This is a genomic window from Litchfieldia stipae (genome assembly GCF_014837155.1).
Classification (GTDB): Bacteria; Bacillota; Bacilli; order Bacillales; family Bacillaceae_L; genus Litchfieldia.
The window spans coordinates 12,770-34,984 of record NZ_JACYHA010000029.1 but is presented as its reverse complement, the minus strand read 5'-3'; the positions used below and the strand labels follow the sequence as shown (position 1 = coordinate 34,984).

General features: G+C 34.1%; 35 protein-coding genes, 1 tRNA gene and 1 riboswitch. Of the genes, 28 read left to right on the top strand and 8 right to left on the bottom strand.

All coding sequences use genetic code 11. The features are described from left to right. The first annotated feature begins 34 nt into the window (after positions 1-34). Entirely contained in the window at positions 35-1,168 is a 1,134-nt protein-coding gene (locus tag F7888_RS20740) for a YqgU-like beta propeller domain-containing protein (protein ID WP_412096024.1), read from the top strand. A gap of 15 nt (positions 1,169-1,183) precedes the next feature. Beyond that, positions 1,184-1,492, top strand: a complete 309-nt coding sequence (locus F7888_RS20735) for an MTH1187 family thiamine-binding protein (protein ID WP_191782999.1) — start codon at positions 1,184-1,186, stop codon at positions 1,490-1,492. Between the two features lie 33 nt (positions 1,493-1,525). Here the strand turns inward: F7888_RS20735 and F7888_RS20730 are convergent, their stop codons facing one another. Both F7888_RS20730 and F7888_RS20725 read right to left on the bottom strand, forming a co-directional pair. Further along, positions 1,526-1,699 (bottom strand): DUF2759 domain-containing protein, encoded by a 174-nt coding sequence (locus tag F7888_RS20730; RefSeq protein WP_191782997.1) that lies wholly within the window; start codon positions 1,697-1,699, stop codon positions 1,526-1,528. A 102-nt stretch (positions 1,700-1,801) separates the two neighbouring features. After that, positions 1,802-2,287, bottom strand: coding sequence for a hypothetical protein (locus F7888_RS20725; RefSeq protein ID WP_191782995.1), 486 nt, complete (start codon positions 2,285-2,287; stop codon positions 1,802-1,804). 89 nt (positions 2,288-2,376) lie between these two features. Here F7888_RS20725 and F7888_RS20720 point away from each other — a divergent pair, with 89 nt between their 5' ends. Both F7888_RS20720 and F7888_RS20715 read left to right on the top strand, forming a co-directional pair. Then, on the top strand, positions 2,377-3,012 hold the full coding sequence (locus F7888_RS20720; protein WP_191782993.1) for an MBL fold metallo-hydrolase: 636 nt from the start codon (positions 2,377-2,379) through the stop codon (positions 3,010-3,012). 2 nt (positions 3,013-3,014) lie between these two features. Next, positions 3,015-4,142 carry a class I SAM-dependent methyltransferase gene (locus F7888_RS20715; protein WP_191782990.1) on the top strand — a complete coding sequence of 376 codons (1,128 nt, stop codon included), beginning with the start codon at positions 3,015-3,017 and terminating at the stop codon, positions 4,140-4,142. A 37-nt stretch (positions 4,143-4,179) separates the two neighbouring features. Here F7888_RS20715 and F7888_RS20710 read toward each other — a convergent pair whose 3' ends face one another. Beyond that, a complete protein-coding gene (locus F7888_RS20710; protein WP_090855253.1) occupies positions 4,180-4,422 on the bottom strand; it encodes a DUF2626 domain-containing protein in 243 nt (80 codons plus the stop codon). A 69-nt stretch (positions 4,423-4,491) separates the two neighbouring features. Further along, on the bottom strand, positions 4,492-5,193 hold the full coding sequence (locus F7888_RS20705; RefSeq protein ID WP_191782987.1) for a helix-turn-helix transcriptional regulator: 702 nt from the start codon (positions 5,191-5,193) through the stop codon (positions 4,492-4,494). A 491-nt stretch (positions 5,194-5,684) separates the two neighbouring features. On the opposite strand from F7888_RS20705, the gene F7888_RS20700 reads away from it, so the two are divergent. After that, positions 5,685-5,756 (top strand) — tRNA-Gln (locus F7888_RS20700). 161 nt (positions 5,757-5,917) lie between these two features. Here F7888_RS20700 and F7888_RS20695 read toward each other — a convergent pair. Next, the gene (locus tag F7888_RS20695; protein ID WP_191782985.1) at positions 5,918-6,109 is read right to left on the bottom strand and encodes a YwbE family protein; all 192 of its coding nucleotides are present in this window, start codon (positions 6,107-6,109) and stop codon (positions 5,918-5,920) included. 168 nt (positions 6,110-6,277) lie between these two features. On the opposite strand from F7888_RS20695, the gene F7888_RS20690 reads away from it, so the two are divergent. The 10 genes from F7888_RS20690 (at position 6,278) to F7888_RS20645 (ending at position 11,620) form a co-directional block, all read left to right on the top strand. Next, entirely contained in the window at positions 6,278-6,724 is a 447-nt protein-coding gene (locus F7888_RS20690; RefSeq protein ID WP_191782983.1) for a DUF6376 family protein, read from the top strand. A gap of 137 nt (positions 6,725-6,861) precedes the next feature. Beyond that, on the top strand, positions 6,862-7,932 hold the full coding sequence (comGA, locus tag F7888_RS20685) for a competence type IV pilus ATPase ComGA (protein ID WP_191782981.1): 1,071 nt from the start codon (positions 6,862-6,864) through the stop codon (positions 7,930-7,932). After that, entirely contained in the window at positions 7,913-8,953 is a 1,041-nt protein-coding gene (gene comGB / locus F7888_RS20680) for a competence type IV pilus assembly protein ComGB (protein WP_191782979.1), read from the top strand. The genes comGA and comGB overlap by 20 nt, the downstream gene beginning before the upstream one ends. A 12-nt stretch (positions 8,954-8,965) precedes the next feature. Then, positions 8,966-9,271, top strand: coding sequence for a competence type IV pilus major pilin ComGC (gene comGC / locus F7888_RS20675; protein ID WP_191782977.1), 306 nt, complete (start codon positions 8,966-8,968; stop codon positions 9,269-9,271). Beyond that, positions 9,231-9,707: a competence type IV pilus minor pilin ComGD gene (gene comGD / locus F7888_RS20670; protein WP_191782975.1), complete on the top strand. Its 477-nt coding sequence runs from the start codon at positions 9,231-9,233 to the stop codon at positions 9,705-9,707. Before comGC ends, comGD begins: the two co-directional genes overlap by 41 nt. Beyond that, positions 9,691-10,026: a type II secretion system protein gene (locus tag F7888_RS20665; protein WP_191782973.1), complete on the top strand. Its 336-nt coding sequence runs from the start codon at positions 9,691-9,693 to the stop codon at positions 10,024-10,026. Before comGD ends, F7888_RS20665 begins: the two co-directional genes overlap by 17 nt. Continuing rightward, positions 10,007-10,450, top strand: a complete 444-nt coding sequence (gene comGF / locus F7888_RS20660) for a competence type IV pilus minor pilin ComGF (protein ID WP_191783019.1) — start codon at positions 10,007-10,009, stop codon at positions 10,448-10,450. Before F7888_RS20665 ends, comGF begins: the two co-directional genes overlap by 20 nt. Continuing rightward, complete coding sequence (gene comGG / locus F7888_RS20655) at positions 10,447-10,821, top strand: competence type IV pilus minor pilin ComGG (RefSeq protein ID WP_191782971.1); 375 nt, start codon at positions 10,447-10,449, stop codon at positions 10,819-10,821. Before comGF ends, comGG begins: the two co-directional genes overlap by 4 nt. Positions 10,822-10,900: 79 nt before the next feature. Next, entirely contained in the window at positions 10,901-11,413 is a 513-nt protein-coding gene (locus F7888_RS20650; protein WP_191782969.1) for a shikimate kinase, read from the top strand. 24 nt (positions 11,414-11,437) lie between these two features. Then, positions 11,438-11,620 carry a YqzE family protein gene (locus F7888_RS20645; RefSeq protein WP_191782967.1) on the top strand — a complete coding sequence of 61 codons (183 nt, stop codon included), beginning with the start codon at positions 11,438-11,440 and terminating at the stop codon, positions 11,618-11,620. 70 nt (positions 11,621-11,690) lie between these two features. Here F7888_RS20645 and F7888_RS20640 read toward each other — a convergent pair whose 3' ends face one another. Next, positions 11,691-11,906 (bottom strand): hypothetical protein, encoded by a 216-nt coding sequence (locus F7888_RS20640; RefSeq protein WP_191782965.1) that lies wholly within the window; start codon positions 11,904-11,906, stop codon positions 11,691-11,693. 190 nt (positions 11,907-12,096) lie between these two features. Here F7888_RS20640 and F7888_RS20635 point away from each other — a divergent pair, with 190 nt between their 5' ends. Beyond that, positions 12,097-12,258: a hypothetical protein gene (locus F7888_RS20635; RefSeq protein ID WP_191782963.1), complete on the top strand. Its 162-nt coding sequence runs from the start codon at positions 12,097-12,099 to the stop codon at positions 12,256-12,258. Between the two features lie 21 nt (positions 12,259-12,279). After that, on the top strand, positions 12,280-12,669 hold the full coding sequence (locus tag F7888_RS20630) for a YmaF family protein (protein ID WP_191782961.1): 390 nt from the start codon (positions 12,280-12,282) through the stop codon (positions 12,667-12,669). Positions 12,670-12,710: 41 nt separating this feature from the next. On the opposite strand, the gene F7888_RS20625 is transcribed toward F7888_RS20630, so the two are convergent. Further along, positions 12,711-13,046, bottom strand: coding sequence for a YqzG/YhdC family protein (locus tag F7888_RS20625; RefSeq protein ID WP_191782959.1), 336 nt, complete (start codon positions 13,044-13,046; stop codon positions 12,711-12,713). A 147-nt stretch (positions 13,047-13,193) separates the two neighbouring features. Here F7888_RS20625 and F7888_RS20620 point away from each other — a divergent pair, with 147 nt between their 5' ends. From F7888_RS20620 to F7888_RS20605, 4 genes are all read left to right on the top strand, one after another. Then, complete coding sequence (locus F7888_RS20620; protein WP_191782957.1) at positions 13,194-13,805, top strand: hypothetical protein; 612 nt, start codon at positions 13,194-13,196, stop codon at positions 13,803-13,805. 242 nt (positions 13,806-14,047) lie between these two features. Next, positions 14,048-14,344: a DUF5658 family protein gene (locus tag F7888_RS20615; RefSeq protein WP_191782955.1), complete on the top strand. Its 297-nt coding sequence runs from the start codon at positions 14,048-14,050 to the stop codon at positions 14,342-14,344. Between the two features lie 17 nt (positions 14,345-14,361). Then, a complete protein-coding gene (locus F7888_RS20610; RefSeq protein WP_191782953.1) occupies positions 14,362-14,571 on the top strand; it encodes a hypothetical protein in 210 nt (69 codons plus the stop codon). A 222-nt stretch (positions 14,572-14,793) separates the two neighbouring features. Next, on the top strand, positions 14,794-15,117 hold the full coding sequence (locus tag F7888_RS20605) for a helix-turn-helix domain-containing protein (RefSeq protein ID WP_191782951.1): 324 nt from the start codon (positions 14,794-14,796) through the stop codon (positions 15,115-15,117). 119 nt (positions 15,118-15,236) lie between these two features. Here F7888_RS20605 and F7888_RS20600 read toward each other — a convergent pair whose 3' ends face one another. Next, the gene (locus tag F7888_RS20600) at positions 15,237-15,359 is read right to left on the bottom strand and encodes an anti-repressor SinI family protein (protein ID WP_191783017.1); all 123 of its coding nucleotides are present in this window, start codon (positions 15,357-15,359) and stop codon (positions 15,237-15,239) included. 27 nt (positions 15,360-15,386) lie between these two features. Then, a riboswitch (cyclic di-GMP riboswitch) is annotated at positions 15,387-15,472 on the bottom strand. 360 nt (positions 15,473-15,832) lie between these two features. Here F7888_RS20600 and nadE point away from each other — a divergent pair. From nadE to F7888_RS20565, 7 genes are all read left to right on the top strand, one after another. After that, positions 15,833-16,660 carry an ammonia-dependent NAD(+) synthetase gene (nadE, locus tag F7888_RS20595; RefSeq protein ID WP_191782949.1) on the top strand — a complete coding sequence of 276 codons (828 nt, stop codon included), beginning with the start codon at positions 15,833-15,835 and terminating at the stop codon, positions 16,658-16,660. Between the two features lie 165 nt (positions 16,661-16,825). Then, the gene (locus tag F7888_RS20590; RefSeq protein WP_191782947.1) at positions 16,826-17,149 is read left to right on the top strand and encodes a helix-turn-helix domain-containing protein; all 324 of its coding nucleotides are present in this window, start codon (positions 16,826-16,828) and stop codon (positions 17,147-17,149) included. Positions 17,150-17,345: 196 nt separating this feature from the next. After that, positions 17,346-18,050 carry a YveK family protein gene (locus F7888_RS20585; RefSeq protein ID WP_191782945.1) on the top strand — a complete coding sequence of 235 codons (705 nt, stop codon included), beginning with the start codon at positions 17,346-17,348 and terminating at the stop codon, positions 18,048-18,050. A 4-nt stretch (positions 18,051-18,054) separates the two neighbouring features. Further along, positions 18,055-18,717 carry a CpsD/CapB family tyrosine-protein kinase gene (locus tag F7888_RS20580; protein WP_412096023.1) on the top strand — a complete coding sequence of 221 codons (663 nt, stop codon included), beginning with the start codon at positions 18,055-18,057 and terminating at the stop codon, positions 18,715-18,717. A 268-nt stretch (positions 18,718-18,985) separates the two neighbouring features. Next, positions 18,986-20,815, top strand: a complete 1,830-nt coding sequence (locus F7888_RS20575) for a polysaccharide biosynthesis protein (protein ID WP_191782943.1) — start codon at positions 18,986-18,988, stop codon at positions 20,813-20,815. 100 nt (positions 20,816-20,915) lie between these two features. Then, entirely contained in the window at positions 20,916-21,992 is a 1,077-nt protein-coding gene (locus F7888_RS20570) for an EpsG family protein (RefSeq protein ID WP_191782941.1), read from the top strand. 70 nt (positions 21,993-22,062) lie between these two features. After that, positions 22,063-22,209: a hypothetical protein gene (locus F7888_RS20565; RefSeq protein ID WP_191782939.1), complete on the top strand. Its 147-nt coding sequence runs from the start codon at positions 22,063-22,065 to the stop codon at positions 22,207-22,209. Positions 22,210-22,215 lie beyond the last annotated feature (6 nt).

The following is a 22,215-nucleotide window of genomic DNA, read 5'->3' as shown; positions in this document are numbered from 1 at the left end:
ATCGTATTATTAGTAAAGAGGTGAATAAAAGTTGATGAGATTGAAAGGGATGTTCGTCTTTTGGATGACATTGTTCATTGTTGGATGTAATCCATCTCATCATCTGTATGAAGTTAGTGAGGTTCCATATGGAAAAGAACGAGAGTTGGAAAAACAATCGATTCCTGTAGAATTTTTTGGAGAGACAAAAGAGATACAGACTCTTGACATGAATGGGGAAGCTTTCAATACAGTTGGTGGGTGGTATGATAATGAAAGCATATTGTACATAACTGATACGGTAGATGATTCAATTATTAATAGGTATCATATTTTTGATGGGAAGAAGGAACAATTCTATTCCACTACTTCACAAATTTTGGCAATTAAGCCAAACCAAGACCACTCTCTATTTTTACTTCATACTTCAAATTCACGAAATAGCGCAGCGTTAGTTGTCATTGATTCAGAAGGCAAAGAGGTGTATTCATGGAATACGGATTCGTATGATCTTGAATATGTATGGAATCCTTATAAAAAGGAGCAATTATTTATTACATCGTTTGAAAAAGATTGGAGTTTTCAAACCTTTCTCATGGATCCACTAGCTGGTAACATTGAACCAACCGATGTGAAGGAACCTTTTGTTCAGTGGTTAGATGCTACAACAGTTGGTTATATGAAGTGGGAAGCGGATGAACCATCAGTAGAGGCACCACTGTTTAGTTATGACTTGCAAACTGGAGAAGAAACTCTTTTAATTGGAAACATTATTTCCTTTTCAACATATCAGGATTTATTACTTACTGTGCAAATACAGAATGAATCTGAATCGTATAGTTTTTATCGCTTTAGTAAGCCAGATTCAAAGGATAAATTATTTGAATATTCGTTTCCATTGTTAACAAATTACTCAAGTTGGTTCATCCCATACCATACGTATATCGAAAGTGATCAACAATTTTTGACATTTCGCCCTTATAGTACTGGTGAATATGATACCTATACTGATTTGTTTGAATTAACCTCTTATTCATTAATCGATGGAAAAGAGACTACCATCTTGCAGGATGTGAACAGTTACCCAATTATCTTTTCAGAAAATGGTGATTTTGGATTATATGGTTACCAGTATGAAATGATCATTGATAAAAGAAATAAAACAGTTAAACAATTAATTAACTACTAAAAGGGGACGATTTAATTGGCTATAGTGGATGTAACAGTCATTCCAATAGGAACAGAAACTCCAAGTGTAAGTAAGTATGTAGCGAATCTTCAAAAGATTTTAGCGGGATATAAAGAAGCAGGGAAAATTGAATATAAATTAACACCTATGAATACGATTATTGAAGGTGAGTTATCAACACTTTTTGAGGTCATCCAAGCAATTCATGAAGCTCCATTTTCTCAAGGAATTCAAAGAGTTGCTACAAACATAAGAATTGACGATCGTCGTGATAAAAAAGTGAAAATGGAAGATAAGCTTGCAAGTGTTCAGGCAAAACTATGAAAAAAAAGCTGACTTTATAAAGTCAGCTTTTTTTTAGTGAGCAACTGGAAGACCATGATGTATGAATGTCATGACTGAGAACCAGCCGAATACAACAATTGCTCCAAATGAAAACATCAATCCTAATATGTTTTTATCACGCAATGAACCAATTAATCCAAAAACACCAAGAATTGCTACTAGTGCAAAGATAATGACAGTACCCATTATGAGAAGCCCCCTTTATAACGAAAGTCAAATCTTATTTATATTTTTCCCATAAATGAGAAAATACAACATATGTAATGTGTTAATATTTCAATATTTATTTTAATCGTTTTCAGTCCATTTGTCGAGGTCAAAAAATGAAACTTCAACTTCATAAGCATGGGCAAATCGTTCGATTAATTCCTGTTGATCTGAATCTACGAAATAATGCGGTATATGATCAATTGTTTCAGTAGCAAGTAGGCATTCCTCTATTTGATATAGTGCCATTTCTATTTCTATCTTGTTTCCTTCTTCAAAAGTGAAACAACTAACTGAATCTAATAGAAGAAAATGATTTCCTTCTAAGATTAAACCATAGTCCTCAAATAAGTCAGTTAATATTGGATGTTGTAAATAGATAAGCTTGTGAAATTCTTCAAATTTATCTTTACTTATGAAAAAATCTTGAATCTTTTCCGCATCCATATTTGATTCAGTCACAATCATGAAGTCTTCATAAAAAACCTTTAAGTTCATTGTTTCTAAAAAAATGAGTTCATCCTCTTCTAGTAATTCATTCAGCTCAATTCCATATTTCACTTTCATTGTCTTTGCTCCTTCTAATGGTTTCTCCTTTTTCCTCGCCTATTATTAGTGTAAAATATAAGGTAAATAACCGCAATGGAGGAAATACAATGAAATGGCAACGAATCCCTTTAGGACCTTTGCAAACAAATGCTTACTTACTTTCTAACAATCATAAAGAATGTGTGATCTTTGATCCTGGTGGGGATGGTGATCGTTTAATTTCGATGATCCAAAAGCAACAATTAAAGCCATTAGCTGTCTTACTAACACATGCACACTTTGATCATATTGGAGCTGTTGATGATGTGAGAAAAGCTTGGGATATTCCAGTATATGTGCATGAAAAAGAAAAAAGCTGGCTTAATGATCCAAGCTTGAATGGTTCTCAGTTTTTTATCCCTGACGGTGGTGTATCTGTCCAAGGTCCGGACCAATTAATCCACAATGAAGGTGAATTTAAAGTAGGTTCATTTTCATTCACACTTTTTCACACCCCAGGACATTCACCAGGTAGTCTTTCGTATTATGTAAAAGAGCTAGAAGTTGTGTTTTCTGGAGATGCTCTTTTTCAAGGAAGTATTGGTAGAACGGACCTACCTGGAGGAAATCAGCAACAATTACTGAAAAGTATCCATGATAAGCTTCTGAATCTACCTGAAGAAACGATTGTTCTATCTGGGCATGGAGCTGAAACAACGATCGGTTCTGAAATGGACTTTAATCCATTTTTAAACGGATTTTAACAATGAAGAATGAGTTGCTAAATATTTTATATGAGCAGATTCAACAAACGGATGATAGAGCTATTACATATGAGGAGTATATAAATACAGTCTTATATCATCCTTTGCATGGATATTATATGAAACCTACTCAAAAGATAGGAAAACAAGGGGATTTTATTACTAGTAGTAATCTCTCCAATGTATTTGGAATGTTATTTGCCCATGTATTAATAGATATTAGTAAAAAGCAGAAACTCCCTTTCATCATTTGTGAGATAGGGGCAGGCAATGGTCGCTTTGCGAAAGCGATTCTGGATGAGTGGGAAAAAGCGGATCCTAGATCATTTTCAAAAGTAACATATCTTATTATTGAAACAAGTCCATATCATAGGCAGCTTCAAAGAGATCTTCTACCAGTAGGTAAGCAAGTGCAGCAGTTTGAATCACTAGATGAAGTGAAACAGAACTATCCTTATTTTGAAGGGATTATCATCTCGAATGAATTATTTGATGCCTTCCCAGTGAGAATCATAGAAAAAAGAGATCAGCAAATTTGCGAGGTTAAGGTTTCAATCGATCAGGATGGGAAATTGTGTGAAAGGCCCTTTCAACTCGAAGATGAACAGATTATGGACTACCTTAATGGTCAAAAAATCAATCTTCGTGAACAGCAACGATTTGAGGTTCCGCTTGCGATGGTTTCATATTTACAGGAAATGGGACGCTTCATACACCGAGGCGTTATCATAACAATTGATTACGGTTATACAAATGAAGAGTGGATGCTGCCACATCACCAAGCTGGGAGTTTAAGAGGATATTTGAAACACGAAATGATACAAAATCCGCTTCAGCATCCAGGGGACATGGATTTAACCACTCATATTAGCTTCGACGCATTACGCTTTTATGGGGAAAAAAACAAGCTGGATTTTATTGTGAAGATGAGGCAGGATGAATTTCTATTAGCAGCTGGTATCCTCGAATTTCTGCAGGAGCATCATGACCCGAATCCTTTTTCTGAAAAAAGTAAACAAAATCGAGCAATCCGCTCGTTGATCATGGGTGGGGGAATGAGTCAGTCATTCCATGTGATGTTTCAGAAAAAAGGTGAAATTGATAGTGGGAATATAATCAAGTTTATCTAAACGGATAAAAAAAAGCGATTAAGAAATCGCTTTTTTTTTAGTGTGTGCCACCTGGAGTCATCATAAATGTTGTCCAATATGTAAACGCAACGAAGAAAATAGTTAAATATGCGCCAAAGATGTAAATGTACATCCGTTCAGACAACTTCAGATAACTTAACAATATGAAGAATCCTGTTTGACCAAAGAATAATAGTGCAGTTTGCTCCATATGGCCAAGGTAAAACATAACAGCAAAGATTCCTGTCCAGAACCCTAATACTCGGAACATACGATCCATATGTACCCCTCCTTTGACCTTGATTCCATCCTACACTATTATAATGTACAATTTAGTCAAATGTAAATATTACTTTGTAAGAAAAGCTTGATAACTACAAGAATCACACCCAAGCATCATATTTTCTGCTTGTTGTAGTTCAATATCATCAAATAAAACTTCAAACATTCCTTGGACAAAAGCATAATGCATGTCACATACTGATTGTGTATATTCCTTTGCCAATTCCTTAAATGGACAATTGTTTACGTGAAAGAAGATTTTTGTCTTCTCAAAATTATGACTAACTTCTGGATAGAATCCAGCTATTGTCGCAGCTTGCTTTAACATACTTAATTTTTCATCAAAAGAGAAGTCTTGATCAATCTGTTTGTTTGAAGGGATTTCATTTTTCATAAGTTCAATCCCGAATTTCTTTCCTGTTTGATAGAGTGCGTCTTTCCCCACTGACCCTAAAGTTGCCATTGTTTCAATGGCTACCTTTGCGAGAAGCTGATAATCACGATATGGGAAGTGAAGCTGAATCGTGTCATCTGATAGACGGTATAATCTACTTGGTCTTCCACCTTTTCCTGTTTTCTTTGTCTCAGACACAAGCATATTTACATCTTCGAGCTTTGATAAATGTAAACGTGCAACGTTGGGATGTATATTAAAAGAATCTGCAATCTCTTGAACAGTTACCTCACAATGTCTTTTTGTTACATATTGATAGATATAGTACCTTGTTGGATCTGATAATACATTTGTTATTTTTAATGTTTGTTCCATACCCAAGTTCACCCCTGCCCTACTAAATTAATACCATTATAATACAGGAAATATTACTATGGAATTGCATTTCAGGGGGGAAAGCCATTTGTTGTTTTTTGTTCACAACTTCACATAATAGCTTTTTTTGAGGTGTTCATTTGAATAAATGGTGAAAGTCTTGATATATCAACCTTTTATTAACATTGCAATTGTGGAAAATGAGCTAAAAAGAGAAAAGTAAATGTGGAATTTTTTTGACAAATTGGAAAGGGAGGGGATTTACTATTGTATTATGTAGAGATTTTTGCAGATTTTAATTTCGTTGTATATTTATATAAGAATCGTTCATACTAACTATTACACCGGTTGAACAAAGGGTATTAATTTAAGCTCTAAGAATAATTTTGATACCTTAAAACTGAGTAATGTAGAAATAATTACCCACAATTATTTCTACGATGTGAGCTCATGTTGCATACTTAATGAAGAGCACCATGAAGCTGTTTCAATGGGCTATAGCCAAGCGGTAAGGCAACGGACTTTGACTCCGTCATGCGTTGGTTCGAATCCAGCTAGCCCAGTTTTATGAGGTTTCCAATCAAAAAAATTCCACTAATCATTTTAGTGGAATAGAGTTAGCTATTAAGTCATATAAATGTATAGATTCCTCCTTGATTTAAAATATATGGCTTTAAAAAAACACAACCAGGCAATTGAAACCCTGGTTGTGTTTTTTATTTTGTTAATGAATTTCTTTAACTCGGCCAACCTGTCCGTCTGTTAGTCTTACTTTAATACCATGTGGATGTGTACTTGATTTTGTAAGGATGTCTTTGACTATCCCCTTCGTTAATTTTCCACTGCGTTGATCTGCCTTTAATACGATACTCACAGTGCTTCCTTGTGTAATATCTTTTCGATTTTGTCCATTCATTTTAGATGACCCTCTCGTTTTTACTATTTTTACTATCTTATATGATAAAATTGAATTTCACAATCAACATTCATGCGAAGAAACATCGAATGATTGTATAATGAAACTTATATGTAACTCATACGTAGATAAATAATGAGTTTAAGATATTAAGATGGAGGCTATTTCATGAAAAAACGTTGGGTTGTTATTTTTATAACATCAGTGTTGCTGCTTAGTGGTTGTTCATTAATTGAGGATGTTAATAACACCTTATCATATGGAAAAGAAGCAACAGAGTATGTATCTAAAGCGGGTACTTTTGCAAAAGAAGTGCCAACACTTGCCACACAAGCTGTAAACGAACCAGAAGCAGCTACTGAGCTTGAAACAAAACTTGTTGATATGAAACAAGATATGCAGGAATTTAATGGTCTACAAGCCCCAGAGATGGCCGCTGATCTTCATCAGCAAATTGTCGCCCATAACCAAAAGGTTGAAGAAGGAATAGACTTATATCTAAATAATATGGAAGATGGCAAGCTGGATCCAGCTATTCTTGAAAATACAGAAATCTTTCAGGCTCTAACGGATATAACGAATACGATAGATCAAATAAAACAAATAGGTGAGTAAAAGTGATTTTGGGTGCAGTTATGTTAAACGCACCCTTTTTTAGTTCACTAAAATGTAACAAATATCAGGAAGGATTTTTAAGCAACAACACGAATTCTCTACTAGTACCAAAAAATAAGAAAGGGGTGTTATCATCATTGAATACAATTGAACGGTTAGGTGATCGTTTGATTGAGGAAGCATTGCTAATGAATGCATCTGATATTCACTTTGTTCCAAGGCCTAATGAGGCGATGGTTCATTTCCGTCTAGATTGTGATCTTTATGAAAAACATAGGATTTCTAAGGAAACGTGTGAACGATTAATTTCACATTTCAAATTCCTCGCAGGAATGGACATTGGTGAACGAAGACGACCACAAAATGGCGCATTAACAGTCATTAACCGTAATATCACCATCAATCTTCGACTCTCTACCTTACCAACTGCTTTCCAAGAAAGTCTAGTCATTCGAATTCTCCTTGACCAAGATCATCACCCATTATCTCAGCTTTCCCTTTTTCCACACACATCCAAAAAGCTTTTGTCATTACTAAAATATTCCCATGGGCTAATCATATTTACAGGGCCAACTGGGTCAGGGAAAACGACCACCTTATACTCGCTTTTACATGAATCAAAAAAACTCTTTAACCGAAACATTATTACATTAGAGGATCCAATTGAAAAAAGAACAGATGATGTACTTCAGGTTCAAGTTAATGAAAAAGCAGGGATTACGTATGCAACAGGCTTAAAAGCGATTCTAAGACATGATCCAGACATAATCATGGTGGGAGAGATACGTGATAGTGAAACAGCCAAAATTGCACTCAGAGCTGCTTTAACAGGGCACTTAGTGCTGTCCACCATGCATACACGTGATTCAAAAGGAGCGATATATAGGTTGTTGGAATTTGGCGCAACTCTCCAGGAAGTAGAGCAGACTCTTATTGCAGTTGCTGCGCAAAGATTGATTGATTTGGTCTGTCCCTATTGTGAAGGGAAATGTACACCGTTATGTAAAAGATTAAGGCATACAAGAAGAGCAGGAGTTTATGAGATTCTCCATGGTACTGCGCTCACAAATGTAGTAAAAGAAGCCAAAGGAGAGAATGCAGAGTATCACTATGAAAAGCTTAGGGACGTGATCAAAAAAGGAATTGCACTTGGATATCTGTATCCTGATGCACTAGAAAGGTGGTCATATGAAAATCAGCAAAAATAAGTGGCCACTAAAAGAACAGACGATTTTTATGAAGAGGTTAGGGGAGTTACTTGATCAAGGCTATGCACTCTCTCAAGCAATTGAGTTTTTACAAATTCAATTAAGTGTATCATCTAGAAATCATATTGAGAATTCAATAAAACTGTTAAAAGAAGGGGATTCAGTCTATGGACTATTTAAAGACATGAATTTCCATCATGATGTACTTAGCTATCTCTATTTTGCTGAAAAGCACGGTGAGCTTTCATTTGCTCTCAGGGAGGGGAGCTCAATCCTTCAGCGAAAAATAGATTATCAAGAGAAGCTGCATAAGCTAATTCGATATCCAGTCTTTTTATTCTTCTTTGTGACGGTTATGTTTATTATGATTGAGCAATTGATTCTCCCTCAATTTCAAAGTATGTATTCCTCTATGAATGCTAGTGATTCAACGATTTTTCTTTCACTAATCTTTCGTTTTTTCACGATCTCCAAAGTATCTGCGGTCATTCTCCTAATCATCATGATTGGTGTATTTATGTATTACAGACTCTTTTTCCAACATTTATCAGCAATCACTCAAGCAAACATAAAATTGAAAATCCCTTTTTATAGAGAATTATGGCTGTTATGGAACTCTCATTTTTTTTCAGTTCAATTAAGTAATTTATTAAAAGGTGGTCTCTCAATTAATGAGTCACTTGAATTATTTGAGCTTCAGGCGCATTCTCGCTTTTTCCAAGAGGAGGCAGTAGTCTTAAAGGAAAAATTAATATCAGGTCACCGGTTCCATGAGGTGATTCGTGACAGACCCTATTATGCGAATGATCTATCCTTCGTTATTTTACATGGACAAACTAATGGGGCGTTGGAGGTTGAATTATTTCATTATAGCCAGTATGTAGTCCAAAGAATTGAATCAATCACGACCAAGGGGTTAACGATTATGCAACCAGTCCTGCTTTCGCTTGTAGGCGTCATGATTGTATTTATGTATGTTGCCATGTTATTACCGATGTTTAATCTAATTGAATCAATATAGGGAGGAAAGTAAATGAATCAAAAAGGTTTTACACTAGTCGAGATGCTCATCGTTTTGCTCGTAATTTCAGTATTATTGTTGATCGCAATTCCAAATGTGACAAAGCATAATTCGTTTATAAATAAAAAGGGCTGTGATGCATTTATAAAGACAGTAGAAGCTCAAGTACAAGCATATGAAATGGAAGAGGGAGAATTACCGAAAACGATGCAAGAATTAAAAACAGAGGGCTATATCGAAAATACAACCTGTCCGAAGGGGGATGAGGTTATTATCAATGACGATGGCACAGTTGAAGTTGACAGTAGTCAAAGTTAAAAATCAAAAAGGTTTCACACTAATTGAAACTCTTCTAGTTCTTAGCATATTAATCATCCTTACAACACTGCCATTCCTAAAACTATCTCCATTGCAGGAAGAAAAGATTATTGAACATTTCTTCGAACAGTTAACAGATGATCTACTTCTCTCACAACAATACGCTATTATGCACAGTGATTCTGTTAAAGTGTATTTCTTTCATGCATCGTCGTCTTATAAAGTTATTCTAGTTGAAACGAATACGGTTGTGATTTCCAGAAACTATGATGAAAATATCACAATAAATCCACTTACATTAGGGACAACCATCCAATTTAGGAACAATGGTAATATTAGCAAAGCTGGTACAATGCAGGTGGTGTATAAGAAAAGTGAAAAATATAATGTGGTTTTTCAACTAGGGAGAGGGCGATTTTATGTTACGAAAGTGTGATAAAGGCTATATTTTAATTGAAATGCTAGTATCCATCAATATTTTATTCGTTTTGTGCTTATCACTTCTTCCTAACTACTTCCTAGTGAAAAACGAAAGAAGAAACCTTGAAAACATTAATGAGGCCAATCAGTTATTACACGAAGAGCTATTGCACGTAATACTTGAGAATAGTAGGAGAGTAGATAAGACCCTAGTTGTAGAAGACATGGTTTATCAGTTGAAATGGGATAAGGAATTAAATGAACTATGTATAAATTGGGAAAACAAGGTCCAAAGAAATAATAAACGGTGCGGATATGCAAATACGAACGAATGAGGATGGATTTACGTTACTAGAGATGCTTATCGCCCTATCGTGTGCCCTAATTGTGCTGCTTCTTATTTCTCCAGCATTAAGGATCATGGAGGAAACCAAAGAAGTTGAATTAAATCAGTTAGAATGGGAAGTGTTTTATCAACAAACAAAACTAGAAGTAAAGGAAGCAAAAGAATTAATGGTAGCAGAGCAAATAGTAACGATCAAAACATTAAGTGGGCAGTATGCAACATACGAGCTGTATGGAAACAGACTAAGAAGACGGATAAATAATACAGGACATGAGATTCTGTTACAAAACCTTTCATCTATCCATTTCCAAGCTGTACGAAATGGTTTTCAGTTAACCATTGTTGATTTAAGTGGAAAAACTTATTCAAGGACATTTTTCACTTATGCAAGTATAACGGTAAATGGCCTATGAAAAATGAAAAAGGACATATTCTTCCAACGACAATTGCCATATCATTACTGTTTATCGTTATTTTTATCCATCAGCTTAACTTGTATTTATTAGAAACGAAATTTAATAATGCCACAGAGGACCTATACGTTCTCGAGAATTTAATGATGTTAACCGTGAAGAAAGTTACCTCAAACACTACAGCAAATACAAGTGAAACGCAAATAATGAAATATCAACAAGGGAATGCCTCATTTACGATCACTCCGCTAACTTCAACCTCCTCTTTAGTGATTGTTACCACTTCAACTAAGAATGGTGGTATCTATTCTGTGAGGTTTACCTATGATTTTTCAGAAAAGACAATAACAAATTGGATTGAATTGCGATAGCTCACATAAGGTTTTCAGTATGATTTTGTATAAAAATATTGTATGATTTACAAAATAGCTCAAAGTCGGAGGAATTTTTATGAAAGCCATTTATTTAACTGGATTTATGGGAGCGGGTAAAACAACAATAGGCAAATCTCTTTCTGATGTCTTAACATTACCTGTTATTGATACTGATGAATTCCTTGTTGAACAAGTTGGAAAAACAATACCTGACATTTTTGCAGAAGAGGGAGAGGAGATTTTTAGACAGTATGAAAGAACCTACTTGAAAGAGCTTCCGACAGAAGACGTAATCATCACAACTGGTGGTGGAATTATCATTCAGGAAGAAAATAGAAGTTGGATGAACAATCATGGGATCGTATTTTACTTATACTGTGACCTTGAAGAAGTATTTGCACGTGTTGCAACTGATGGATCGAGACCATTACTAAATGATAAAAGCAAGGTAACTCATTTATTTACTAGTAGGTTGCCCTTATATCAGCAAGCACATTACACGATTAATACAACAAATAAAAAAGTTGAAGAAATTGTGACAGAAATCAAAAACACGCTTAAAATCTTAAAAAGTGGAGATAATGAATAAAAAAGGCCAAAGGTGGTTATTCTTATGTCCACAAATGATTATGTGAAATTCATGACCCAACAAATCGTTAGTTATATGGACCAACCAAAAGAGCTTCGAAGAGAAACGAAGCAAAGAAAGAAAACGGAACGAGCACCCTTTACATCACAATGGTTTGGCGTTCTGCCAGTCGCTTTTTCACTAATGTTCAAAAAGAAGAATAGATAAAAAAGGGCTGTCTCAGCAGCACGTGCATGATTTAGCACGTTTGAGACAGTCTTTTTTATTTAAACTTCAATTACCAGAAAAAACCACCTGGATATGGGGGATAAAAGGGTGGTCTATAAGGATATCCAGTGTAAAAAAACGGGTTGAGAACTGTACTGCCAACTAGTCCTCCTATTAATCCTCCAACAAAAGGTGAACCGTAAAATGGTCTACCATAAATTGGTCTTCTACCATAGAAACCAAAAGGGGCAGGACCGAAACCAAAACGTTGATTAGAGTGCATCATAGTTACCTCCTCAAAATGTGATTACATTTATAAATTATGTAATTAGCTGATAAAAGGAATAGGCAGTTGTCTACAACTTCAGGATAAATATAGGAGAATATCACTTAAGTGAAAGATGGTGTATTAGGTATAAATTGGAAATAAAATAAATAAAATTGTTTTATATTGTTCGGGATGGTGATGATGTTTCATGTTTTCAGGTGTAGTGAAACCATTAATGTATAGTTTTTTAGCGGCTGAATTATATCAGGTTCTAGCCTTCGGGGTAATTGGAGATTATCCATATATGTGGGCACACGTATTTAAATCAATCGGTTGGGCTGTTCTTGCAGAAAAAATAAATGCAGGCTAATTTCATGAAAGGTGGATAATTATGGCTGTTGATTGGAGTAAAAAACCTCATCACGCACATTATTATTACGCACTTTCAACTGAATCAATAGGTCATCGCCATATTGTTGACGGTTTTACGTTCAATGTGAATGGGAGTAATGATGACAAGCATGTTCATCATTACACAGGTCTTACTAAGTTTGAAGCTAATCATTATCATCGATATTATGGAATAACTGGACCTGCGATCCCCACACAAGACGGTGGCCATTATCATGAAATTTCAGGTAGAGTTTATAATAATTATATTGATCCTCTTAATGTGAAGTTTGGTGGAGTCATTTATAGTTCTAATCCTAGGGATGTACATGACCATGAGTATAAAGGGAGAACTGGAACAGGAATTGGTTATTTTCCTGATAATTGGTAAGAGTAAATTCGTAAAGAGCTAGCATTTGTTGTTAGCTCTTTTTAATTTGGGGTTTCAACGAATAAAATATCTTTTAGTTTCTCTGTTTTTGTATCAAAAGTAAATGTGATATAAACACCAAATTCTTTATTTCCATCCTTTAACCATAGTTTAAATCGCTCAATGGTGGTTCCGTTTTTCTTGTTCTCTCTCCAAATATGCTGATAATCCTTAATATCAGCTAAAGGGTATCTCTTCTTTGTTTCCTTCATTGCGAGAACTCCCCATTTCGCATAATTAGGAATTGGTTTTTCCTCTGCTACGACCACTTGATTTGTGATGAACTCAGAGATTATACAAACTGTCAGTAAAGATAAAATCAACATTAATTTCTTCATTGGTATCACCTCATAAACATAGTGTTTGTAAAAGTTATCCAGCTTATACTTATTTGCAATTCCTATCCTCAAAAATCATGAAAATTGAAGAATGAAATTGATATATACGTACATATTAAAAACAGTTACGTTTAATAGGAGGACAACATGAAAAATAGAAAATTAATCATCGTCTTATTATGCATGACCCTTATGATGTTAACAGCCTGCGGTGGTAAGGACAAAGCGAAGGATGAGGAAAAGAAGGAATCTACGGCAAAGGTTCAACAAACCGAAGAAAAAATAATTAAGCTAGGATCATTAGGGTTCACAACAGAAGAATTTCAAACAAATTGGAATGAAGCTCAAGCTGAAATGGAAGAGTCAGGTGAATATCGATTAGAATCACTTCAAGTGGAAAATAGCGAATTTAAAACGAATGTAAGTGAAGGTCTTATCTTAGAAGGTATTGTTAATGAGGGGACTAATGAAGTAGCAAGGGTTTCACTTGTAAAGAAATATGAAGAGGTCAATGGCATTGAAGATTCACTTAACCAATTTGAAGATACCATTGCAGCTTTCTTTTTGTTAGTAGCAGCCACAAACAAGGATGAAAAGGTTCAAGAACCAGAAATTAGTAAACTCATGAGTCAGCTAGGATTAGTAAATGATAAAGAAGAGCCTATTAATGGTAAAGGCAATCTAAACAATGTGGCATTCACTGCTAAAGAAACAGAGCGTGGATTAGTAATCACGGCAACTGAAAAAACAAATAAATAATATAAGGTCAGATTTCAGGGTATAGCCTATGGAATCTGGCCTTTTTAAATGGATTTGTGAAAAAGCTATGGAATCTAAAGCATCTCCACGTAAAAAGGAGATAAACGTTCGTTTTAAAGAATAAAATAACGGATTTAGTGTTTTCCAAATAGAACGAATTAACAGTATACTTTCATATAGAAAAGTTCTTTAAAAAGAACGTCTTCGGTAATTTTATGGAAGGTGTACGGTGATTTCATGTGATGAAAAGTATTCTTCATTATTTAGCCTTATTAAATCTACTTGATGGAATCTTTACGTTCTACGGACTTCAAAATGGACATATAAATGAAGCAAACCCCATCATGCATGTACTTTACGAGTTTAGCCCGCTATTTTTCCTACTCCTTAAGATTTTCTTAACAGCTTTGTTATACGTGATTCTCTACCATCTTACTTTAATTACTTCTGTGTGGATCAAACGATTATCATTGTTTGCATCAATCTGTTATACATACATTTTTTTATTACATAGTTATTGGATTGTTCAAATCATTTAAAAGAAGGGGACGATATTGTGTATAAGAAAATATGCAATAGATGTAATAAACCATCTTATGGAAGTTCAGAGATTGGTGAGTGGCTATGCCCAGTTTGTAATCATGATTTAACACAATCAAAGCTGTTCATTGCTTCAGAACCAATTATTCGTCCACTTCATTATTTGAAGGCATTTCAAAATAAAGAGATAACCGGAAAAACTAGTAAAATTGACTTAACTGTATAATCAAATTAAATCAAATCACCTATATAGATTGGAATCTATATAGGTTTTTTTATGTATTTATCGTTATAAAGAACAAAACCCTTTCATTACTAGCTGTAATCCGATATAATAAATTCGAGTTGTTCTTTATAAAGAATATTTATTAAGAAACTATGCTAGTTGAAATACAATGAATTTTAATTGGAGGAGATGATTCATGCTGATAGAAAGGAGAAGCACTTAATGAATGGAACTGTTATAAGAGAAATTAGGGTCGATAAAGGAATATCACTCAATAAGCTATCGAAATTATCAGGTGTATCAAAATCATACATAAGTTTTATTGAACGGGGAAAACAAACGAACCCTAGTATTTCAGTCATTGAAAGAATTGCTTCCGCTCTTGATATAGATGTTGATGTGCTCTTATCAAAGGAAAAAAATAAAGAAAATGATACATTAAATGAGGAAATTGTAGCATTAGCGAAAAGAATGAGTACATCTGATTTGAGTAACCAAAATATCAAAATGCTACAAGAACTTTTAGATTTGTTAAAGAAGGACTAAACATTATATTCAGAAGAAAAAGATGATTACAAAAAAGTCGTCTTTTTTTTCATAAAAAAAAGAAAACACCCCCAAAAAGGTTGTGTAATAGTCGGATTATCTATATGTATAGTGTTGGTCTAACCTTTTTTACTACTCTTCCGCAAAAAAGTTAGGATTTCTTCCTTACTTAATCCAATCTCCTTCGCTTCCAGTATGAGGGCGATCCATTCAACGTCCAAAATCTTTTCTGTATTTACCACATTGTTCAACACATATTCCTCCCATTTCCAGGAAATCCAGCCATCATAGTTTTTTCAACCTTAGACCTGTGACTTTGCGTCCCGCTTTTTCAAACGGTTTGCCCTTCAAATACTGGTTGTTTAATATATAAAACAGTAGTAGTAGTTAATAGCTATAATATAGTATAAATTGTTAGAATATTATGTAGAATCTTGCGAAATCTTTCGACACAATCCAACTAACGTTCCTTGTAGTATTGCTTTTGATTTAGGATAAATCTCCTGTTTTTATTAGTTTTATGAATAAAGCACGTGTTTTTTTAGAGGATTTTGTAAAAATATGATGAAAATATATATTTACTATATCGAACACTTTGGTTTAAATCGTTAAAATGGTACACTATAGTTCAAAGGCTTTTTTTGCGTGAAGAATTTCACGAATAGCTTTAACATTGAAACTAGACAAGCTATTTTTTATAAGGAGTGTGTTAGTAATGAGTGATTTACAAAAAGAAATTATTAGTGCATTAAAGGTACAACCTACAATTAACCCAACTGAAGAAATCCGTCGTAGTATTGATTTCTTAAAAGAGTATATGTTAAAGCATCCGTTTCTAGAAACATTTGTCCTAGGACTTTCTCTTGGTCAGGACTCAACCTTAACAGGGAAGCTTGCACAAATGGCAGTAAATGAGTTAAATGATGAAGTTGGTGAAAAGAAATATACGTTTATTGGTGTCCGTTTGCCGTATGGTGAACAAGCAGATGAGCATGACGCGAAGGCTGTTATTTCATTTATCGAGCCAGATGAAGTAATTACTGTTAATGTCAAGAATGCTGTTGATGCTAGTATTGGTGCTTTAAAAGAAGCAGGGATTGAATTAACCGACTTCTTGAAGGGAAATGAAAAAGCTCGAGAACGTATGAAGGTGCAATTCAGTATTGCAGGAGCTAGAAAAGGTGTAGTTCTTGGAACAGACCATTCAGCGGAAGCTGTTACTGGCTTCTTTACTAAATTTGGTGATGGTGCAGCAGACTTAGTGCCGATCTTCCGTTTAAATAAGCGACAAGGAAAAATGTTATTAAAGGAACTAGGTTCACCTGAACAACTTTATATGAAAGCTCCAACGGCAGATCTAGAAGATGACCGACCTGGCTTACCTGATGAAGTGGCATTAGGAATTACATATGATGAGATTGATGATTATTTAGAAGGTAAAGAAATTAAACCTGAGAGTAAGCAACGCCTAGAAGCAATTTACTTGAAGTCAGAGCATAAACGACAAGGACCAATTACAGTATTTGATAATTGGTGGAAATAAGAATGAGAATGAGTAGTTCCAAAAACTGCTCATTCTTTTTGTGTTCAAAATAAAGAACAAAAATGTTCGTTAAAACAGTTGAAAGATTCAGAATATAAATGTATGATTAAATCAAATTTGTAAAAATTTATGAATAGATACAAACCGCATTGGAGGTGTGAATGGTTGACAAAACAGCTAGGTGAACGAATTAAATATCTAAGGATCGATAAAGGAATGACATTAAAGGAATTAGGGACTGCAATACATTTTAATTATAGTAATCTCTCAAAAATTGAAAGAGGGCAACGCAAACCAACGATTGAATTTCTCGAAAGCTTATCGGCTTTCTATAATATACATATTTCTTACTTTTTTGAGGAAAGCAAAGGGAATAGCACACTTGATTGGCAACACTTATTAGAAGAAATGAAACAAAAAAATATTACATTTCAAGAGCTTAGAGAATTAGTAAACTGTATTGATCAACCCCAAAAAGTTGGTAACTGAATTTTCAATCTAAAATGAATATTGAGTTGACATGTTCTTTAAAAAGAACTACTATGAGTATAGGTTAATTTTCCAAAATGAACAATCAGTTAGATCGATATCCACTTTAATGGATAGATTTATTTTAATTTAAACGTTCTTTAAAAAGAACTTATTGAAGGATAATTAATCAAATACTCTTAAAGTGGTGAAATGTGTGGAAAAAGAAATTAATCTGAAAAAAATTCTCTATACTATTAAACAAAAAGTATGGATCATGATTGTATTCGCAGTATTAGCGGGAACTGCTGGTGGCCTTTATGCCAATGTAACGTATGTTCCAATTTATAATGCGTATACTGATACATTAGTTAATGCAGATGAAAATGTATCTAGTAAACTAATTTCTTTAATAAAACGTGAATTCCTTTTGCAACAAGTTGTAGAAGAGTTAGAAGTTCAAGGTTTTCCTGATAGTGTAGGAGGATTGAATAGTAAAATTTCATTACAACAAGACGTTCAAATGTTAAAAATCAGTGTAATCGATACTGATCCTGCTAGAGCGGCTGCCATTGCAAATACAGTGACAAATGTATTTATTAATGCAAGTAAAGAGAACTATCCAGTTGATCCCTATGAAATTGAAATTAAGACAGATGCAGTGGAACCATTATATCCAATAAGTGCTAAAAATACCAATAAACTAGTTATGGTTGGTTTAGTAGTAGGAACTGCATTAGGAATAGGACTTATCTTTTTCCTAGATTCGTTAGATGATACTACGAGAGGGTCACGAGAAACTGAAGAAGTATTGGGGATCCCAGTATTAGGTCGGGTTTCAAAAATGACGAAAAAAAATACAAATATGAAAATTAGGAAACAAAAGAAACTAAGTATAAGGGGGGAGTCGATTGGGCTTTAAAGAAATAAAGAAGAAGTTGTTTAAAAGAAAAGATATGATTATCGAAAATCCTCTAGTTACATTCAATCAACCAGCATCGAAAATATCAGAGCAATATAGAACAATTAGAACGAACTTGAAATTCTCTGCTTCTAATCAATATTATAAAACGATACTCATTACATCTCCTTTAGGAGGTGAGGGAAAATCTATCACTGTAACCAATTTAGGGATATCAATGTCTCAGCAAGGACAAAGAGTTCTAATCATTGACTCAAATTTAAGAAATCCTAATCTACATAAAATCTTTAAGATTGATAATTCGCTAGGACTGACCTCAATATTAACTGGAAAATCCGTATTAGAGGGAACGGTTTCACAAACAGAAATTAGTAAATTGGATGTTTTAACTAGTGGACCTATCCCACATAATCCAACAGAATTGCTTGGATCAATGACGATGATAAAGTTAATGAAAAAAATCGTAGAGAATTATGATGTTATTTTATTTGATTCAGCTCCCGTATTAGAAGTGGCAGATACGACCGTTGTATCAAATCAATGTGAAGCAGTTGTACTTGTATTAGATTATGCCACCACAGAAAATAATGACGCAGTTGAAGCTAAAAGAGTATTAGAATTTGCAAATGCTAGAGTAGTTGGAGCGATTATCAATAAGGCGGGCTAAATGTTCTTTATTGGGAACAAAAATAATCCGTGAATAGGTTCTGGTGATGTCTCCTTACCACTATAAATGGAGGCACTCGGTCATGCTGTGGGTGAACAACCTTAGACGCGTTTGTTGTCGAGAGTGTGATGTGAGGTTGGGTTAGATGCCCTACATTTAATATTATCTAAAGATTTTAGCTATGCAATTTAAACAGAAAATGTATAGCTAAGGACTTTATTTAATGAACAAAGTAAATTTGTGTCGACTATTGAAAGGAGGTTGAAGTGTGACATATCGTCAAAGATTATCTGTATTGCTATTTATTGATTCATTTATTATTTTATCAGCTATATTTTTTAGTCGTTTTCTAGTAAGTGCTGATATACATGTTATCACTTTATCTATGGTAGTTAGTGCTTTTTCATTATTTTTGAGTCATCATTTCTTTTCATTCTTTTATAAGCTTTACAAGAAAGCATGGGAATATGCAAGTATTGGGGAATTGTTCATCATTTTTAAAGCTGTTACTTTTTCTGTGTTGACAACAGCTGTTGTTCAACAAATTGTTTTGCAAAACGTTTATTTTCGCTTACTAGCGATTACATGGATGATTCACTTGATAATGATTGGGGGCTCACGTCTTATTTGGAGGGTATTCCGGGATGCATTTATCAAAGATAATGAGCAAAAAAAACGAACACTAATTGTAGGTGCAGGTTCGGCTGGAACGATGGTTGCTAGGCAGTTGCTACAGAATCATGAAGCAGAAATATATCCAGTTGCATTTATTGATGATAGTTTAAGAAAACAAAAGCTAGATATTCTAGGATTACCGGTCGTAGGTAAAGTTAATGAGATTGAAGACGTTGTTAAAAAGTACGAGATTGCAAACATCATCATTGCGATTCCTTCCTTAAATAAGAGAGAGTTAAATCGAATCTTTCAAGAATGTGCTAAAACCACTGCTAAAACAAAAATCCTACCAATGCTTGAAGATCTTGTAACAGGGAAGTTATCTGTTAATCAATTCCGAGATGTACAGGTGGAGGATCTACTTGGTCGAGATCCGATTGAATTAGATATTACGAGTATTTCAGAATATGTAACAAATAAAGTTGTGTTAGTCACAGGAGCTGGTGGGTCGATTGGTTCAGAAATATGCCGACAAATTTCTAATTTTCACCCAAACAAGCTCGTTCTACTTGGTCACGGAGAAAATAGCATTTATTCAATAGAAATGGAATTAAAAGAAACCTTTCGCAATACTGGAATTGAATTTATAACAGAAATTGCTGACCTCCAAGATGCAAAGAAAATGATGGGTGTTATGAGTACATATCATCCTGATGTTGTGTATCATGCCGCAGCACATAAGCATGTTCCATTAATGGAACGTAATCCAGAAGAAGCAGTTAAAAATAACATTTTTGGTACGGTTAATGTCGCAGAAGCAGCAAGTTGGCATGGAGTTGGAACATTTGTAATGATTTCAACTGATAAAGCAGTCAATCCAACAAGTGTTATGGGAGCAACAAAGAGACTTGCAGAAATGATGATTCAACATATGGATAAACATAGTGAAACAAGATTTGTTGCCGTTCGCTTCGGGAATGTACTAGGTAGTCGTGGGAGTGTGATTCCACTCTTCAAGAAGCAAATTGAAAAAGGTGGACCTGTTACTGTAACCCACCCCGATATGGTTCGTTACTTCATGACGATTCCGGAAGCGTCTAAGCTAGTCATTCAAGCGGGTGCCCTGGCAAAAGGTGGAGAAATCTTTGTATTAGACATGGGTGACCCAGTAAAGATTGTTGATTTAGCTAGAAATCTAATTAAGCTATCTGGCAACTCTATTGATGAAATTGGTATTGAATATACAGGCATGAGACCAGGGGAGAAATTATTTGAAGAATTACTAAAATATGACGAGGTCCATGAGCAACAGATTTATCCCAAGATTTATATAGGAAAAACCTCTCATTTGTATATAGAAGAAATTGAAGAAATTCTTGCAAACATTTCCACATATGATAAAAGTCGGCTAAGACTAAAACTATTAGAGCTTGCCAACAGACAAATACAGACAACATCAAACCTAGTATCAGTTTCTGGATAAAGGAGTATCAGGATTTTCAATAAACCATTGATTTAAGGTATGCTGACGCAACTACTTGTATTTATAAATACTCTTAATTCTTGATGAAAGGACCTGTTGTATGACTGTCCTCTGGATTAATCTTGCAATTGTTTTTCTATTTTCATTATTTTCTCGTTATTTTTCAAACAACATTATAGTAAATGGCACAGGTTTACTGATTTCAAGTAAGCCAAATAAAATATTTGTTTTTGGTACATTACTATCATTATTTCTGATCTCTGGACTCCGTAATAATATAGGAGATACCTATTTCTATATGCATGCCTATAATATTACTGATTTTACTTGGGATATTGTTAAAACACAAGATGATATGGGATTTGCTATTCTTCAAATGATTTTAAAAAAATACTCAGAGGACCCACAGATTTTAATATTAACAACTGCTGTAATCACGAATCTTCTTATCATTCTTATCTTTTATAAATATTCAAGATTAATAGAATTGAGTGTCTATGTTTATATAACAGGTGGTTTATTTTTAGTCACAATGAATGGAATTAGACAATGTTTGGCAGCTGCAATTGTTTTCTCTGCTACAAAATTTTTAATTGAAGGTAACACGATTAGATATATATTAGTTGTCGTGTTTGCATCATTTTTTCATCAAAGTGCACTTATCTTAATTCCTATATATTTCTTTGTAAGGCTAAAAGCATGGTCAAAGTCAACGTTAGTCTTATTACTTTCCTCTGTAGTAATTGTGATAGGTTTTAATCAGTTTTCCACTTTACTATTTTCAACTATTGGAGATAGTCAATATGCTGTATATAGTGATTTCGATGAAGGTGGAGCAAATATTATTAGGGTTCTAGTATTTTTAGCACCATTGCTTATTGCTTTTTTGGGTAGGGAAAAGCTCAGAGAAATATTTCCTGCCAGTGATGTTTTTGTGAATATGGCATTAATTGGTCTGTCTTTCATGATTATCTCTACTGCAAATTGGATCTTTGCTCGGTTTAATATCTATTTTGAACTTTATCAATTAGTTTTAATATCATGGATTATTAAGGTTTTTAGAGAAAGAGATCAAAAGCTATTATACTATGCTATCCTACTGTGCTATTTTGGTTATTATTATTACGAATCTGTAGTCAATCATAATATTAAATACTCAAGCAAATTCTTGGGATAAAAGGTTTATAAGTAAATTCAGTTTCTATTCATGTATGTTAAATGAAATTTAATTTTTAGAGGGGTTACTCATGGTTATTATTGAGAGGCTAGACGAAGCTAAACTAAAAGAAATATTATTAAATGCTTATAGCAAAGGGGTAGAGAAGGAAAACATCCATGTGAAAGATTTAATTGATGAAATCATTCTACAAATAACAGAGGAAACAAATGTATAAAGGGGG